This is a genomic window from Leptospira wolffii serovar Khorat str. Khorat-H2 (assembly GCF_000306115.2).
Lineage (GTDB): Bacteria > Spirochaetota > Leptospiria > Leptospirales > Leptospiraceae > Leptospira_B > Leptospira_B wolffii.
In genome coordinates, this window is record NZ_AKWX02000013.1 from 246,619 (window position 1) to 263,187 (window position 16,569).

Annotated in this window: 16 protein-coding genes; 5 read left to right on the forward strand and 11 right to left on the reverse strand. The window is 45.3% G+C overall.

The genetic code is table 11. The features are described 5' to 3' along the window. The first annotated feature begins 25 nt into the window (after window positions 1–25). The 3 genes from rpmG to LEP1GSC061_RS11680 all read left to right on the forward strand — a co-directional run bounded on the left by rpmG (window position 26) and on the right by LEP1GSC061_RS11680 (window position 2,768). Window positions 26–178, forward strand: a complete 153-nt coding sequence (gene rpmG / locus LEP1GSC061_RS11670) for a 50S ribosomal protein L33 (protein WP_016545617.1) — start codon at window positions 26–28, stop codon at window positions 176–178. 11 nt (window positions 179–189) lie between these two features. Beyond that, window positions 190–648 carry a TraR/DksA family transcriptional regulator gene (locus tag LEP1GSC061_RS11675; RefSeq protein WP_016545670.1) on the forward strand — a complete coding sequence of 153 codons (459 nt, stop codon included), beginning with the start codon at window positions 190–192 and terminating at the stop codon, window positions 646–648. A gap of 167 nt (window positions 649–815) precedes the next feature. Then, window positions 816–2,768: a hypothetical protein gene (locus LEP1GSC061_RS11680; protein ID WP_232218434.1), complete on the forward strand. Its 1,953-nt coding sequence runs from the start codon at window positions 816–818 to the stop codon at window positions 2,766–2,768. 6 nt (window positions 2,769–2,774) lie between these two features. On the opposite strand, the gene LEP1GSC061_RS11685 is transcribed toward LEP1GSC061_RS11680, so the two are convergent. The 3 genes from LEP1GSC061_RS11685 to LEP1GSC061_RS11695 form a co-directional block, all read right to left on the reverse strand. Beyond that, window positions 2,775–4,124, reverse strand: a complete 1,350-nt coding sequence (locus LEP1GSC061_RS11685) for a PrsW family glutamic-type intramembrane protease (protein ID WP_016545554.1) — start codon at window positions 4,122–4,124, stop codon at window positions 2,775–2,777. Between the two features lie 83 nt (window positions 4,125–4,207). Then, window positions 4,208–6,013 carry an LruC domain-containing protein gene (locus LEP1GSC061_RS11690; protein ID WP_016545560.1) on the reverse strand — a complete coding sequence of 602 codons (1,806 nt, stop codon included), beginning with the start codon at window positions 6,011–6,013 and terminating at the stop codon, window positions 4,208–4,210. A gap of 59 nt (window positions 6,014–6,072) precedes the next feature. Beyond that, complete coding sequence (locus tag LEP1GSC061_RS11695; RefSeq protein ID WP_084680503.1) at window positions 6,073–6,819, reverse strand: ubiquinone/menaquinone biosynthesis methyltransferase; 747 nt, start codon at window positions 6,817–6,819, stop codon at window positions 6,073–6,075. 146 nt (window positions 6,820–6,965) lie between these two features. Between LEP1GSC061_RS11695 and LEP1GSC061_RS11700 the strand changes: the two genes are divergently transcribed. After that, a complete protein-coding gene (locus LEP1GSC061_RS11700) occupies window positions 6,966–7,451 on the forward strand; it encodes a MotA/TolQ/ExbB proton channel family protein (protein ID WP_016545692.1) in 486 nt (161 codons plus the stop codon). Further along, a complete protein-coding gene (locus LEP1GSC061_RS11705) occupies window positions 7,448–7,846 on the forward strand; it encodes an ExbD/TolR family protein (protein WP_016545619.1) in 399 nt (132 codons plus the stop codon). The genes LEP1GSC061_RS11700 and LEP1GSC061_RS11705 overlap by 4 nt, the downstream gene beginning before the upstream one ends. 9 nt (window positions 7,847–7,855) lie before the next feature. Here the strand turns inward: LEP1GSC061_RS11705 and LEP1GSC061_RS11710 are convergent, their stop codons facing one another. From LEP1GSC061_RS11710 to LEP1GSC061_RS11745, 8 genes are all read right to left on the reverse strand, one after another. Continuing rightward, window positions 7,856–8,185: a nucleotide pyrophosphohydrolase gene (locus LEP1GSC061_RS11710; RefSeq protein ID WP_016545531.1), complete on the reverse strand. Its 330-nt coding sequence runs from the start codon at window positions 8,183–8,185 to the stop codon at window positions 7,856–7,858. Next, window positions 8,182–9,261, reverse strand: a complete 1,080-nt coding sequence (locus LEP1GSC061_RS11715) for a DUF1574 family protein (RefSeq protein WP_016545479.1) — start codon at window positions 9,259–9,261, stop codon at window positions 8,182–8,184. The genes LEP1GSC061_RS11710 and LEP1GSC061_RS11715 overlap by 4 nt, the downstream gene beginning before the upstream one ends. A gap of 7 nt (window positions 9,262–9,268) precedes the next feature. Next, window positions 9,269–10,666 (reverse strand): MBOAT family O-acyltransferase, encoded by a 1,398-nt coding sequence (locus LEP1GSC061_RS11720; RefSeq protein ID WP_016545686.1) that lies wholly within the window; start codon window positions 10,664–10,666, stop codon window positions 9,269–9,271. Continuing rightward, window positions 10,663–11,829: an SGNH/GDSL hydrolase family protein gene (locus LEP1GSC061_RS11725; protein WP_016545717.1), complete on the reverse strand. Its 1,167-nt coding sequence runs from the start codon at window positions 11,827–11,829 to the stop codon at window positions 10,663–10,665. The genes LEP1GSC061_RS11720 and LEP1GSC061_RS11725 overlap by 4 nt, the downstream gene beginning before the upstream one ends. An 8-nt stretch (window positions 11,830–11,837) precedes the next feature. Next, the gene (locus LEP1GSC061_RS11730; RefSeq protein ID WP_016545629.1) at window positions 11,838–13,334 is read right to left on the reverse strand and encodes an MBOAT family O-acyltransferase; all 1,497 of its coding nucleotides are present in this window, start codon (window positions 13,332–13,334) and stop codon (window positions 11,838–11,840) included. A gap of 86 nt (window positions 13,335–13,420) precedes the next feature. Then, the gene (locus LEP1GSC061_RS11735) at window positions 13,421–14,806 is read right to left on the reverse strand and encodes a hypothetical protein (protein WP_016545564.1); all 1,386 of its coding nucleotides are present in this window, start codon (window positions 14,804–14,806) and stop codon (window positions 13,421–13,423) included. Further along, window positions 14,807–15,415: an LIC20162 family protein gene (locus tag LEP1GSC061_RS11740; protein WP_016545761.1), complete on the reverse strand. Its 609-nt coding sequence runs from the start codon at window positions 15,413–15,415 to the stop codon at window positions 14,807–14,809. Window positions 15,416–15,429: 14 nt separating this feature from the next. Then, complete coding sequence (locus LEP1GSC061_RS11745; RefSeq protein WP_016545711.1) at window positions 15,430–16,557, reverse strand: glycosyltransferase family 4 protein; 1,128 nt, start codon at window positions 16,555–16,557, stop codon at window positions 15,430–15,432. Window positions 16,558–16,569 lie beyond the last annotated feature (12 nt).

The window sequence follows — 16,569 nt, forward strand, 5'->3', positions numbered from 1 at the left end:
TTTTCGCTAAAAGAAGCTAGTCGCCATGAGAGAAATCATCAAGCTTACTTGCCAGACTTGTAAGAAAAACGCGTATTTCCAGACGAAAAATAAAAAGGCCAAATCCGAGAAGTTGGTCACGAAAAAATTTTGTAAATTTTGCCGTGCTCACGTCGAACATAAGGAATCCAAGGTCTAATTCTCAAACAGATGGTTACTAAAAAAGCCGCAGCAGCATACGATAAAAAGGTCCTTGCAGAATTGAAGGATCTACTCTTAGAGAGAAAAAACTCTCTCTTGGAGAAGTATGCTAAATGGGAAGACAATAGTAAACCATCCGGTTTGAAAGAAATGGGCGATATCGCCGATATCGCCTCGGAAATCAACGAGGAGATGTTAAGCTCCGTGTTGACCGAATCCGAAATCGATACCATTCGAGAGATCGATGTGGCTTTGGAAAAAATCGAAGACGGCTCCTACGGAATCTGCGAAGGGACCGGTAAGAAAATTCCTTTAGCTAGACTAAAAGCGATTCCCTGGACCCGTTATACCGTCGAGTACGCCGAGGCCGTTTCCAAGCACAGAGCCTCCGGAAAGAAAAGTCCTATGTCCGGCACCCTGACCGGAACCTATAAGATTCCGTCCGATCCGGATTCTTTGGACGACTAATTTAAATCTTCCTTTATTTCGATTTTTTAGATTGAAATCTCTTCGTTTTCGGAGAGCATTTCCAATTCGTGCCAAATCTTTTCGCCCGATTGAGGCCCCTCCGAACTCCTACCTTTCTTACCTTAATTCTTACAGTAATTCTATCGTATATATTACTGCGATGGACGTTGCTCGTACGAAACCCCGACGTAAATTTGGGAATCGTATGGATCCAGTTCTTAGCGGGACTGGTTCCGAATCTGCACCATAGGAAGTCCGGGCGGATCTTTACCGCGGCCTTCGCTTTACTCTCTCCCGGTCTGCTATTATACGGAGAAGGGGGATATCTTTATCTCTCCGCCTTATTCTCGGGGGCCATCTTCGGAATCTTTCTTAGGCAGTATGTCTCCACTTTTTACGGGCATACAACCAACGACGACGATCCGGTATTACGTTATTTTTATATAAATCGACCTTATAAGAATTCCTTGGAATTTACCAAGAATCCTAGAACGGCGTTTTTAAGTCTGGCGGTCTTCCTGCTTTTGGACAGATTGCTCGCTTATTTCGGAACCGATCCTCTGACTTCCTGGGTATTGCAGGATACGGAATATTCCGCGGGGATTTCCTCCAAGTATGCGTTCGCACTGACTCTGGATGGGATAGGGGCTTGGTTTTCCGCCTTTTTATATTTCTGGGCGGAGGAAACCAGTTCTCATGATACGGATCCTCCCGGTAAACATTGGAGGACCGGAGTTACCGCCGGATTTACCGGGAATCTCATCCTCGGAGCGATACAGGCTTGCGCTCCTCAAACCGATTTTCCTTTTACGGCCGGAAACGCGGAGACGTTCGGAGTCTCGGGATTTTTTCCGGACTCCGCTTCTTTCGGAATCGGCATGCCAATCCTCTACGGATTCTTTCTCTACCAAATCCATAGTAGGAATTGGAGAAGATTCTCCCGCATTCTTCTTACGGGAGCGGTTTTGTTGGCCCTAGGACTTGCGGGAAAATTCCAAAGCACTAGCTATTGGCTCCTCTTGGTTTTCCAAACTTCCCTGGTAGTCGGACTCGCTTATCAGAGGAGTTTTAGAAATCCGATCTGGAAATATTCCTTTCTGCCTCTATTGATTTTAGGCACGATTAGCGTTCTTACCGGTTTGTATTTTATAGGCGGAATGGACTGGGCCTTTACTCCTTGGCAGGTGCTGCATGAAGATGCGTCTAACGCTTGGGCCAAAGGGAAAGGGCTCTCCAAAATGTTGGAACTCTTGTGGAAGGACGGATGGATCCAGACCTTATCCGCCTGGAATTGGTGGAAAGAGGCTCCCGTTTTCGGACAAGGAATGGGTGCATTCGCGTTACATTGGATAGAGTCCGGTCCCCGAGCCGGTTATCCTCCCGCAGGTCTTCAGGATTTCGGTTTAAGTTCCTGGGTATATTTACTCAGCGACGGAGGGATCCTATTCTTCCTACTATTCTTCGCTTGGGTAGGAATAGAAGCTTATACCAGAAGCACATATTGGTATTTACCTTTGCTATTCTTCCCGGTTACATTTTTCGAACCTTGGACCGGAGGAGCGGGGATTCTAGGATTTTTGATGATCTGGTTTTTGAGCACTTTGGGAGCTTCCACGAGGACCTTCCCCAAATGGTGGATCGTTCCCGCTTTCAATTTGGTGTGCTTGATTTTCGGGCTTTCTATTCTCGCTAAATCTTTCGTGCAGTTGTCTTCCAAGTTGCAAGGACCCGAGTTTAGATACGAGGAGAGGAAGACTTACCAACTCTCCGCAAAGGCAAAGAATGTGGAGAAGCTGGGAGCAAGATTCCACCAATTCCGTTCCGGAACGGCGTGGGTTCTCGGAGATAAGGGAAATATAAATCTTAGAGTGGCTTTGGAAGAAGCGCCTAAGCAGAACCAACCCGTTTATATTAAATGGATCTTCTCGGACCAAAACGGAGTGGAATTGCAGTCCAGAAGTACCCCATTAGTCGGAATGTCCAACCAAGTCGGTCTAGGTGTTCCCGCGGGAGCCAAGGTGCTAACGGCCAAGGTATTACGGATTTCCTGGTACCAGGCAGGTCCTTCGGATTTCCTGATCTCTACGGACGATTTCGACGGATTGAACCGGATCCGTTAAGAATGTCTAATCGAATCCTTTTAACGCATCCATCGCGTTTCTATACTGTTGTTTGATTCTCACGAACCATCTCCACGCGATAAGATCCCAAGGAATATTCGGAAAACGAAATAAAGCTCCGCTTTCATGATTGGGATCTTCGGGGCGAAAATTCTTCCAAACAGGCACAACCGGAATCGGATCGAAACTCTTTCCGGCCACATAAAAGGATACTAGGATAGGTATTCCGATCTCCGGTTCTCGGATCACGGGAGAATAAAATCCCTTTCTGGAAAGAGAATATGCCAGGCTGGGTTCTTCTTCTCCCAACGGTCCTATATTGACGGAGAGAAATAGCGGAATCTTGAGAATCCTTTCCCGGAAGAAGGAAGGATTGAAAACTCCGCGTAATAAGAATAGGAATCCGAGCCAGGCCGGATATTCCATGAAAAGCGTAATGAATTCCAAGGAGCTGATATTTTCCAAATAATAGGGAATAAAAGCAGGTTGGAAAAGATAAAAATTCAGACAGAAAATAGGAACGCCAAATAACAATACTGCGATAAAGGAACGAATGGGAGAAAGCTGGCGAAAGAGCGGGATATCCTTCAGGTTCTCCTTGGATTGTGCGGCTCGGAGCCAAGAATCGTATCTGGAGAATTTCCGAATCATCGCGTAATCGTCCACGAAAAGATCCTCCGATTGCAGAAGTTCGAAGGGGAGAGTCACTTCCGCTTGGACGATAACGAGTTCCAAAGCAAGAAAGGAGAGTCCGAGCACTAAGGGGATCCAAAGGATTTCGAATCCACCTTGTATTAGTAGAATATTATAAACCGAATGAAGTAGAACTAGACACGCGAAGGAAAAACAAAATCCCAGGCCGGAGAGATTTCCCTTACGGGACTGGATTGCATGCAAAATAAAGAATCCTAGAATCCCTCCGGAGAAGGTATGTAAAGGGAGAGAGGTTCCTGCACGGAGTAGGCTGGGCCAGAATTCCAGATTGAAAGAATAGAAAACGTTCTCTATACAACCTAAAGAAGCTCCCAAAGTGAGCCCGAAATACAAACCGTCCGCTAGATTGTAGGAACTCTTGGATTGTCTCAAAAAAAGGTAAATAAGAGCTGCCTTTGCCGTTTCTTCGGGAATGGCTCCTAATACCGCTGCCTTGATCAAAGGGAGGCTATCCTTCAATAGATCGAATACTCCTACTTCCCAACCGAGTGCGAGTCCCGTCGCTATCATTCCGTAAAAGAACGCCAGATAGGAGAATACCCTGTCTTGGCCTGCGTAGTACGTACTACGATAAAAATTCCAATAGAACCAGGCGGCGAGGATCGCGGCTATAGGTTTGAGTATGAAATACCAATCGCTCATCGGGAGATAAAAAAGGCGTCGACCGACAATTTTCGGCGACGCCCGGAAGTTCGCAACTTTTCGTATTCCGAAAAGTAAGGAATTTAAGCGGTCAGACTATGCCTTTTGCGGAGGAAATAAGCCGCTATTCCCCCGGCAAGAACGAGTCCTATCGCATAGAAGATCGCGAATTTTTTCACGGATAGGAAAAGATATCCCAAGAGTCCGCTAGGATTCGGAACGGGAAATACCTTGGATTCGTCGGTTACATGAAGATACCAAGTTTTATATTCTTTTCCTCCGGAGGAGACCCAAAGATTGAATTCCGCATAACCTGTTTCGGAAGGTTTACGAATATCGTATTTTTCGTAAGGATATTTCCAAGCGCCGGGAAGAAGGATCGCCCAAGGGAATCCGGTGGAATCCAGATATTTGTCGGTTCCGTTTGAATTCTTATACAATCCGGGAAAATGGATTTCCTGTTTCGTGTTGATCACATAGGCGAAGAGATCGTATGGGAAGGCTCCCAGTTTTGCACGTTCCACGGGAGTATCGAATACGATTTCAATCGTCGCGACGAAGCCCGGTTTGAATACGTCGCCGGGATGCACATTCTGTCCACGAATCGTTTTATTCGAATCGGGAAAGATCTCAAAACCTGAGTTCAACTGATTAGCGCTCACGGTCGTGGTGGTCGTATCGGTTTCGACCTTTCCATCGGCTTGAGCTAACTTATAAGTTACCTTAGCGCCGGTAGGAACTGGCAACTTGATGAATAGTTGGTGCTTATACCCCGCTCCCTTGGCTACGTGTTGGTAGATACCGCGCAGGCGAACGATTTTACCGGAGGCATTCAGATCTTCCTGGTTTTTGAATTCGATTACGTAGTCGTTGAAGTCCGCATCTCCTGAAGAAGGATAGAGGTCTTCGTATGCGACAGTATACACTCCCTCCGTAGGATAGGCGATCTCGGTGGAACGAGTTGCGTCGTTCGGATAGATGTCGGTCTCGTCGGGAACCCCGTCTCCATCCGAGTCGGTTACAGGATTGGTGGGAAGAGTAATCGCATAGCGAATAGTTCTGTTGATTCCGAGTACGTCTTGTAGGCTGATATACTGGGAGATCGATTCTCCTCCGATCGAGATATCGACGGTAATATTTCCTACGGAAGTGGGAACCGTAAGAGTTCCGGTTACTTTACCAGATGAATCGGAGACTCCCTGGAAGAGTATATTATTATTCTCATCATAGACTAGAACGGTTGCCCCGCTAACAGGATTGGATTTATTATCCACCACCGTTAAATTCAGGGGAATATTGATCGTAGTATTATAATTGAAGTCGGGAGTTCCCTTCGGGTCTTCTACGACTACTATCGCCACAGGGGGCTCCGGAGTAGGCTCGCTAGGAGTGGTCGGATTGGAAGAAGAAGGATCCGTGGAGCCCCCGGTAGTTCCTCCACTGTTGCTTACATCCCCGGAACCGGAAGAGTTATCGCTTTCGCCGGTAGAACCGGAATTTCCGGTTCCATTATCCCCGGTATTTCCGGAAGAATCCCCTCCTGTATTCGAATTGGAGGGAGTAGTTGTAGTACCTCCTTCTGTTCCACCCGAATTGCCCGGAGTAGTCCCCGTGCTTGGGCTGGTTGAAGGATTGGAATTATTGTCTGTAGGGGTCGTGCCCGTATTGGAATCTGACGGAGTGTCAGAATTCGGCAAAGGAGTTGCGGGATTCCCGGAACCATCGCCCGGAACAAAGATTACACCGGGGCTTCCGCTATTTCCTGGAACTCCTCCGGAAGAATGGGGGCTTCCCAAAAAGAAAAGAAACGGAAACAGGCCCCCTTTCTTCTTATTCGAACATTGAACGATAAACCCGGTAATCAAAACCAGGATTAAGAACTTTTTCATGAAGGAAACACCCCACTAGTCTCTTTAGGTTAAAAGAGACGGGGAGAAGGGGGTTAGTACTACGGTCTGTTAGGTTTTTTTGCCATATGTAATACAGCATTTCCGAATACAAAGTTTACATAACGTACATTCTGAAAACCCGCATTCTCCATTCTTCCCTTCAAAATATCCTGGTCCGGATAAGATAGGGAGGAAACGGGTAGATAGTCGAACATGTCGTTTCTACCTCCCCAGAGAATATAGCCGAAAAGAGGTACGATTCGAAAGAAATAAAAGTCGGCAAAGAATCTAAGGAGCGGATTTTTCACCTTGCCCACGTCCAGATTTGCAAACACTCCTCCCGGCTTGAGAACCCTATATATTTCGGAAATAGCCTTGTCCAGATCGTTCACATTACGTAAACCGAAACCGACGCTGACAGCGTCCAAACTTTCGGTAGCCACTCCGTTCAATTTCGTAGCGTCTCCGATTTCCAATTTGACTCGCCCTTTGATTGCAGGACCCGCCAATCGATTCTTGGCGATTTCCAACATCTTAGGTGAGAAGTCCAGACTCAAAAGAGAATCCACTCTGGAAGATTTTTCCAACCTGACGGAGATATCTCCGGTTCCGCAGCATAAATCCAGAACTCGAATCGGTCCTTCGGTTTCCTGTTCGATTTCACGGACCAACCGATTCTTCCAAAGCCTATGAAGATAAAAACTATTCCAATCGTTGAACCGATCGTATTTGGCTGCAATTTGATCGAAGTTTTCCCGAACGAAGTCGGCCTTTGCTTCTCGGGAAGGCATCTGGAAAGCGGTCATTTCCCTTAGAATTTTTTGCTCCCGCTCGAGCGCAAGAGGGATTTGCAGATTTTGGAGGCTGACAGGATGGAATCCTTGCCCGATGCTGGATAATATAACTTCTTCGAGCAAATCTAAGATTGCCGAAAGGATTTCCAAGGTGGATCATGAGTCATTCTAATATTTTATTCGGATTGGATTGGGTATCCCTGCTTATCTGTCTTCTTTCCGTTTGGAATCTCGGAACTTTTTTGCATGTCTGGACCATTCTACCCAAAAGAAGAAGGTCTCTTTTAGTTTCCTTTTTAGAGGAGCCCGGTCCGGATGTATGGGAAGAAAAAATCTCCGCCATCTTATTTCCGATCGAGACTAAAATCTCCTGGATCAAGCATCTTGCGGGGATCTCCACCATGCTCGGTTTGCTCGGAACCGTACTCGGGATTTCGGAAGCGTTCTCTTCTCTACAAGCGGCAGGAACGGTAAGCTTGGATGCTTTTGCAGGAGGGATTCGTCTGGCCTTGGTTACCACGATCTTAGGACTTTCGGTTGCGATTCCTTCCTTATTCGCGTTTCAGTTTCTTAAGCATAGGCTTCTGGATTTACAGAGAGAAGCCCTGTCCTGGCCTAAGATTCCCCCGGCGGAGAATCTATGAAAAAGTCGTTCTTAGAGGACGAAGACATCGGTGTAGACCTGACTAGCTTTATCGACGTGGTCTTCATTCTTCTCATATTCGTAATGCTCGCGGTGAGTTTTCGCAAAGAGATTCGCTCTATTCCATTAGAACTTCCTAAAATAGGTCAGGGGGAGGACCCGAAAGGGGAGAGAATAGAAATCGGGCTTTTGCCCGACGGGAATTTCGATATTGCGGGAGAGAGAATGGATCGAAAGGTCCTGATTTCCCGCTTGGAATCGGGATTGGTGAGGGAAAAGGAAGTGAGATTCTTTGCCGGAGAATCGGCGAATTACGGAGAAATCGTTCGGACTTTGGATCTACTTAAGAGGTCGGGGACTTCTTCTTTGGAACTTGCGGTCCAAGAAGGCAAATGAAATCCTAATTTAGGATTGGAGCTTGGGATTATTCTTATGCCTGTCCTTATCCCTGGCGGTATTCTTTTCCAGAGTACGTTTCAAAGCGTCCTCCATAGAGATTCCCATTTGGTTGGCGAGACAAATCAGCACAAAAAGGATATCTCCGAATTCCTTAGGAATATTCTCCTCGGATTCTCCCTTCTTGAACGATTGGTCCCCGTAAGTTCTTGCCATTAAGCGGGAGAATTCTCCCACTTCTTCCATCAGAATCGCAAGATTGGTAAGCTCGGAAAAATATTTAACTCCGATTTCCCGGATCCAATCGTCTACGGCTTTTTGCGCTTCGTCGAATGTCATGGTTTTCTTTTAGGAAGGTTTCCGTATTCTTCCAAAAATTCCACTAAGAATTTGGTGGGCTCCTCATAGCAACCTCCACTCAAATGATGAGGGTCTATGAATTTTTGGCATTTCATTCTGTCCCGATAATTTTCCATATCTAAGACTAGAGTTTCCGGGAACTCCTTCACTAAGCCGTCCCGAAGAGAAAGCCAATCGATAAAGAATTGGGAGGAGCGAACCTTTTCCGAAAATTTGGAATATAGAAGTGGAGACCAAAGAACGACCTGGATTCCGTTCTCTCTTGCGGTCTTTAGGAAGTTCCTTAGGAAGAATAATTGTACTTCGGAGGTCCTGTAATTCTTGTAGGACTCGTTGAATACTCTCTCGGACTCGGAGTCCAATTTGTCCTCAGGGGTATTGGAAAGTAACGTATTCGGAATTCCGCCTTTGAATCGATCCGATTCGTTCACTAGAATATTTCGGATAAAGACCAACTTCTCTACTTCGGACGGGTTCTTGATCCGACTCATGGCTTCCTTAAATCTTGGAGGAAAAACGGAGGTCCTAAATACTCTCGCTTTCAGGAAGGAATCCCATTCGTTTGTGGAGAATACGTTCCAATACTCCAGGAAAAAAGGAAAGTCGTAGGAATAACGGAGAGGATATCGGTTCGCGAAATCCGTGGCGGAATCTGGATAATACTCCAGAATCGCATAATCCAAAGGAATCTTCTTCGCGATCAATTTTTCCAGAGTGAAATTATGGAAGGAGAATGGAGCGGAAGGGCCGGATAGATTGTATACGATCAGTCCGGGACTGGATTTTTCGAATTCCGCTAAAGAGAATTCTCCCATATGAGAGGTTCCGAAGAATGTAAGAACCTTTTGTTCCGGCTTTTTGGAATCGGTCTCGGACTTCATCGTCGCGAGTACCTTGTCTTTCATCTCATAAAAGTAATATTCCGCTCCGCTTTCCGTATAAGGGCGTACGGATTCGGAGGAAAGAATTCGGTCCCATATTATAGCGAGTGCCGCGATTCCTAAGGGAATCCAAAGGATCTTTCTGGATAAAAACGGGAGTTTATTCTTTTCCATAATCATATCAGAATGCGAAGTAAATGAAGTCTTGGCCCTTGCCTGCGTAGTTCCCGAAAATCAAAGCGCCGATGAGAAGGAAGGCAAGCAGAAGTTTTCCTCTATTTCTGTGGAACCACATAGGGTATCTTTTCGGCGCCTCCGCAGCGTGGAAAAGTATGCCGCCTATGATATAAGGATATACCAGAGCCAAGGAGAGGGTTAAGGTCTGTTCCGGAAGATAATGGAAGAATATATTTCGGAAGAAATAGATCGAATCGGAAATATGAAATGTCCGGAAGAAGATCGCGGCCAATACGAAAAGGAAATAGGTCCAGAGGATTCTCGTGCCGGTTACTAATTTCCCGTGTTCCGGAAGGATCCTTAATCCTCTTCTTTCCATGGTTCTTTCCACGAATAGAAAGAGTCCATGGGAGAGTCCCCAGGCCAAGAAGGTCCAATTTGCGCCATGCCAAAGGCCGCCTAACGCAAATGTGATCGTCTGGTTCAAATTGGTCCTGAATTCGGAGATTCGGCTTCCGCCCAAAGGAATGTAGATATAATCCTTTAGCCAGGTTCCGAGTGTGATATGCCATCTTCTCCAAAGCTCGTGAATGTTTCTGCTGAAGAAAGGAGCCGAGAAGTTTCTAGGGATATTGAATCCGAATAATAGAGCGCAGCCCCGAGCAACGTCAGTATATCCGGAAAAATCCGAATAAACCTGCCAGGTAAAGCCTATGGCGGCTAACGCAAGGGATCCGGACCCGTATTCTTTCGGATTGGCGAATACCGGATCTATCAGGGAGCCTAGGTTGTCCGCTATAAGAATCTTTTTGCAGGCGCCTAATCCGATCAGAAATAGTCCCGTAAATACCGTTGTCTTGTGAATTTTCAGTCTTTCTAATTTAGGAAAGAAGTCTTCCGCTCTCATGATCGGTCCAGCTACCAGCTGAGGGAAGAATAGAAGGAAGAGGGTGAAATGGAAAAAGTTCGGGATCTCCTTGACCTTGCCTCTATAAACGTCGATGACGAAAGCCATCACTTGGAAGGTATAAAAGCTGATGGCCAAGGGAAGAATGATCCTAAAGCTCATTGTACTCGTATCGAAAAGGGACCATTTCGTAACGTAGAATAGGTTGTCCGTGACAAAGTAGAAATACTTGAATACTCCCAGATTCAGAAGGTCCAGAACCACGATAACGGTCAGCAGAGGTTTACTTTTAGTCGCCGCTATAGGCTTTAAAAAAAGATAATTAACTAATACGATGCCCAAAAGATGCAATAGGAAAGGCGGATTCCAGGACGCGTAAAAAACCAGGGATCCGATCATCAGGATCCATTCTCTGTATTTACGTCCGTTCCAGAGCCAATAGGCTATGTAAACGATCAGAAAGAAGACGAAGAATAGGGTGGATGTGAAGATCATTTTTTCTTCTTACCGGACAATCCTAAATGAGAAGGCAGGTCCGCGGCAAATATATCGGAGAACTTATCCATTCCGATTCGATTCAGGTGGATGAGATCGTAATAATAATCTCCGTTATTAGAGCCGTCCAAACTGTCCTGATAGTCTAAAAGCGAAATCTCCGGATCGATTTTACGGATCTCTTCTTGCCAGATCCTATCTCTTTCGGGGGTTCTCCAGGCTTTTATAATTTCGCTGTACGGTGCGATTACTCCTAAGATTCGGATCTTTTGTCCGTTTTCCTCTCCGATTCTATGGATGTCCTTATAAAGCAGCCCTAATCTCAGAAAATAATTATCCACCGATTTTGTTTTGGTCACGACGGTAGGAGTTCTTTTTGCCAAATCGCAGGTATCCCAGATCGCCTTTTTATGGAATATATCGGAACCTTGTGGAATTGCCTGTCCGTTACCCGGATTAGTAGTCGCAAGACAGGAAAGAACTTCCTTGGCTTCCGGATACATACTGATTTTGGGTAGATTTGTATTTTCGTGAGGCCAAGGAGTCAGTTTCTGCTCTTTTCTCCTTCTTCCTATGTCCTTCAATCTTTTGGAAGGATCTAGAATGAAATCTCGTATATCTCTGCGATAGGCGATGCTCTTAAACGCCAAGAAACCAAGATCGTCGTACTGCACGTTATAATTGAAGTCGTAAATGAGAGGGAAGGCGATCCTTCTGTCTAATTCTCCCAGCATGGCCAGAGTGTGGATTTGAAGGTATTCCTGATCCACCCAGGGAGTCGAAATTTCCAGAATATGGATGACCGTATGGACCTTGGGAAACTTAGGGAGTAGATTTCGTATTATAGAATCTTGAACTACTAACTCGGTTCCTTCCATCGCTACGGATTGGATTTTTTCTCCGTAAGGTTCCAGGGTCTCGTTCAAGGTCTTTAAGGAAAGCCCCTGATAGGCGACGGAGGTCCCCAAAAGAAGAATAGTGGGTTCGAATTCGCTTTTCTTTTCCAGAACGTATTCCGTATTACGGACCACATTCGCGGCGAAGGAGCCCTTCTTTAAATAGGGCCTGTAAACTCCGGTTTGCAGACAAAGATCGAAGAATACGAAGAATAGAACGGGGATCCAGAATTTTTTCTGACGTATCAAACTAAGATAAGGACTCATTTTTTACCTCAGAAATCGAAGTACAGGAAGTTATTCCCGCCCGCTCCGAAGAACAGAATTAAGAAGAAGTTCACGATAAAGAATAACGCGAATTTTCTGCCGTTCTCCACCATATCCTCGATCGTATTCTTAGAGAAATAATAGGAAGCGATAAAGCAGATCGCGAGTAATATTCCATAATCGTAATTCGAGAAGGATTTCACGGATTGGATTCCGTTGGGCACCCAGAATACGAGAGCTTTCATCATGGACCAAGCCTTCTCCATAGTTTCCGCACGGAACATGATGAATCCGAAAGAAAGGAAGAACATCGTCAAGATTCTTGCAAAAATATCGTAAGGACGTCCTCCCTTTTCGTTGATCCAGGCTGCGAATCTGGTTTTGGAATATTCCCTGTGGAATCCCAACATCACTCCCTGCCAAATCCCCCAACCGACGAAATGATAGGCGGCTCCGTGCCAAACGCCCGCGAATAACCAGGTAATGAAAAGATTTCGATATCCTTTTAAAACGGAAACTCTCGAACCGCCCAGCGGAATATAGATATAATCTCGGATCCAAGTGGAGAAGGAGATATGCCAACGAGACCAATGGTCCGCGATATTTCTTGCCACCATCGGAAAATTGAAGTTCGGATCGAATTTATAACCGAATAATCTCGCCACTCCGATCGCAATGTCCGTATAACCCGCAAAGTCGAAATAGATCTGCCAACCGAAGGCCATGGCGCCGACCCAAATCTCCACGGGGTTTAGAATGGCATAATTGGAGAAAGTAGTATCCACCACCTTAGCTAGATTGTCCGCGAATACTATCTTTCGAGTAAAACCCATTAGGATTTGGGCGAAAGCGATTTCTACATCCTTTGCGGTCACAGTAGGAGGGTGGTCCAGGTCTCTAAAGAAGGTATGGGCTCGAACGATCGGACCCGCTACTAGCTGCGGGAAAAAAGAAACGTATAACGCGAAGTCCAGAAAGGAAGTCCTCGCCTCTAGATTTCTTCTGTATACGTCTATGGTGTAACTCATAGATTGGAAGGTATAAAAGGAAATACCTACCGGAAGAATGATCTTCAGGTGTTCTATCTTCAGAGTTCCTACGAAGAATATATCAGACACCACGTCCAAAATGAAGTTCGTATATTTGAAATAAGCGAGAATGCCTAGGTTTGTGAGCAAGGACGCGACTAAGCAGAGTTTTCGGAACTTGTCGCTTGCGCCTTCGCGACTCATAATCAGAGCCGCGAAATAATCCACAATCATCGAAACGATGAGTATGATGATATATAGATTGATTTGAAAATCGCAGAAGGACTTATCGATCCAATATTCGTACCAGGTCCCCGTACGAAACTCGGAACAATCGATGGTTTTAGGATGCCAGGCGTTATAAAAGTAAAGACTGGCTAAAAGTAGGAAGACTCTTCTATAAGTTCCTTTTAGGATCTTTGCCAGTATCAAAACGATCGGCAAAAACACCATAAAATGGGCTGAATTAAACAGCATTCGTTCGCTTTTCCTCGGCTCCTGTGCAGTTTTCTGGACCGAGAGAAACCCACAAGCGTTTTCTTAACCGCCTTCCAAGGCGAATTTTATTCATCTCTGTAGACCTTTTCCGGAGTGATATCCTTATATTTGTCCTCAATACCTTCCATAAAACTTGCTTTAGTATGTTGAGAACGGGGGTATGTGGAGAAACTGAAATTGACTATGAAGAGTAATAATACGTAACCTAGAAGTAGTGAATGAGTCAAGGAGCGGATTCCGGAGCGTAAAGAATCCGTTCTAAGAGAATCCAAAATCAAGCCTGCGAATATCAATAGCCCGATGACGGAAGAGACCCAGAACTCGAAAAAATATCCTTCCCACCAAGTATAGAAAACGAAGGAAGGAATTAGCCAAAAGAAAAGTAGAACGATCTCGATTTTGTAGGACCTCCAAAGTCGGATCGAATTTAAAAGCCCCAGCCCCAAAACCCCGAGCCAGAAGAATAGATTCAAATTATAGGGTAAGAATTTCAATTCGAAGGGTCGGTTCGGATCCACTCTGAGTTGATTTCGGACTCCTTCGAAATTCAAGAATGCGTCTCCGATTCCACGATAGAAATTCATCACATAATTTTTCGCTTCGGCGGAGGCCCCCCATCTTTCCTGGGATGCGTAGAGAAAAAGCCAATGTGCGAAATTTCTTTCGCTTTCGATTCCGGCGGTAAGATTTCTCTCTAATATGATAAAGCCCACATAAAGATAAGAAACGGTAAGAATCAGCACGACCCAGAATAGGTATAACAGAACTAATTTTAGTTTATGCGAAAATTCGAATTTTTTACCTCTCCACTTCTCGGAAAGAAGAACGGAGATAGGAACGAAACTTAAAAATATGGTGTCCGATTGGTGGAAGTAAATATTCCAAACTTGTAGGAAGCCCGCGATGTATAGCAGCCCCGGAGACCAACCGTTTTTGCAATTCCATACGCAAAATAGGTACAACGCGGCGGTAAGGCAGGAATGGATAAGAGGAGTATCGTTGTGTTGAGCATAGAACCAGAATCCCTGGCTGAAATGTACGGCAAAACCTATAAGAATCGCACCGATTATATCTCCGTATAATCTCCAGTGAGCGAACATCAGAACTAAGATAAAAAGACAAGCGGTGCCGAGTATTCTCAATCTAAGCCCGAACATAGCCGAGTCCGGACCGTGAATCCATTTCCAAAATTTCAGATACAATAATCCGGTACTCTCGAAACCTATATGGTGAGGATTAAAGAATACCTTCCATTGTTTGTCGGTGAGTATATTATGAGTGTATACTACCGAGTCCCAATCGTATAATCGGGAAAGAAATCTTAGATCGAAAAGAAATAATGCGCCCGTTATGCAGACTAGAAAAAGAAAGCCGATCCATAGACTCCGAGATCGGAAAATATTTCCAACCTTAGCGAGAAATAATACGCTTTCGAAAGAGCGCTTTAGCATTTATTCCGAATCGAAAAGAGGATTTAAAAAGGAAACGTTGGATTTGGAAAAAAAGAAAGGAGACTCGGCTACGATGGAAGTCCCGGCATCCGATAGATTCGTGAAGAATACCAATCTTTCGAATCCTAGAATTCTACGGAAAAAACCGTTCTTGTGTAGGATTTGTATTCCCGGTTGGTTCGGATTCCATCTCACCGTTTCTTTTCCGGACCAGGACCATTTGGATAAAACCAATTTTTCTCCTTCCCATTTCAGATTGTGAAACAGAGAGGTGCGCAAAAACCGTAGTAGATCCAGAAAGAACGCGAAACTGATATAGCAGACTATCGCTAGTGAGGAATATTCGTAGAGCCTTTTGTCCGTTAGGAAAGAAAGTTTCAGTACTTTGGTAATCTGCAATAGTTCCACGAATTTGGAGATCCAAACCGCAACGAAATCCTTCACGGGGAAAAAATACCAAACGGAAACCGCGTAAATTAGAATCGCTAAAACGGGAGGAATATAATTCTTTTTTAATTCTCCCCCGGAAGCTTTGCGTCGTTTTATGCCGGACGGATTCGGAGCCCAATCCCACCAGGAAGTCGTTGTTTTGGATTTGATTGCGGACATGGATCCCCCCGGATTTACTCTTTTCTTTTTCTGTTTTTCCAAAGCTCGACTAGATAGGATTCCACTTCCTTTGCTGTGGAGTCCCAAGACCATTCTCTATAGGACGGTTTTCTACCCGAAAGACGTTTTTTGCCGGCGAGGGAGAATGCATTCTTCCAACCCTCCACGTTCTTCGGTTCCACGAAACTATCCGTCAACGCATCCAAGACCTCGTGGAAAACGGGAATATCTGATGCGATACAAGGTTTGTTTTCCCGAATCGCCTCTAGAAGAGGTAAACCGAATCCTTCATGCAGGGAAGGAAAAACGAAGTAGGAACAATTCTTATAAAGCCAGCCTAGCTGCGAATCGTTTGGATTCTCCAAAAAGTAGACTCCTTCTTTTTCTAGGGAGCCGTCCTTTAGCTGAGCGGTCAGACCCTCCGATTTCCATCCTAGTCTTCCTGCAAGGACTAAAGGGTAGGGAAAATTCGGCTCTTCTTTCTTCAATTCTCTATACGCCTCCACGATCGTGGAGAGATTTTTTCTAGGCTCGAGAGTTCCTACGGAAAATAGAAAGTGGGAAGGCAATTGTTTGGAAGGCGCTGAGATCGTCGAGAAACCCTGGGCCCCGGGATACACCACTTTCAATTTGGGAGAAAGGTCCGGTAGGAAATCTAGGATATCCTTCTTCGTGTTTTCGGAAAGACAGAACACTGTATCCGCTTTTTTTAAAGTAAGCGGGGAAAGAAAGCGGTGCTGCCAATAATTGGCCGTGGTCATAGTCTCCGGAGCGGATCGGAAATTAAGATCGTGGTAATTTACGGCGGTCGGAATCTTTAGACCGACCACAGGTAGTAATTGGATGGTCCCCCAGAAGATATCTATTCTATGTTTTTTAAGAATGGAAGGAAGGGTAAAATTCAACCAAAGGAATCCGGGCAATTTGCTGGGAAGAAATACCGGTACGGAACGTATGAGTTCCTGGAATACCGGATGGATCGGTTTATTGGAATATAGATAGTATTCCAAGGGAGAATCGGGACGAACCAACCTCTGCAGTACTTCCGCCAAGTATCTGGAATTTCCCGTGATACCGTAGGCGAGGGGACGAGCGTCCACCGCGACTCTAGGTTTGTATTTCAAGCGATCCTTTTTCAACATCTGCCGGATTTC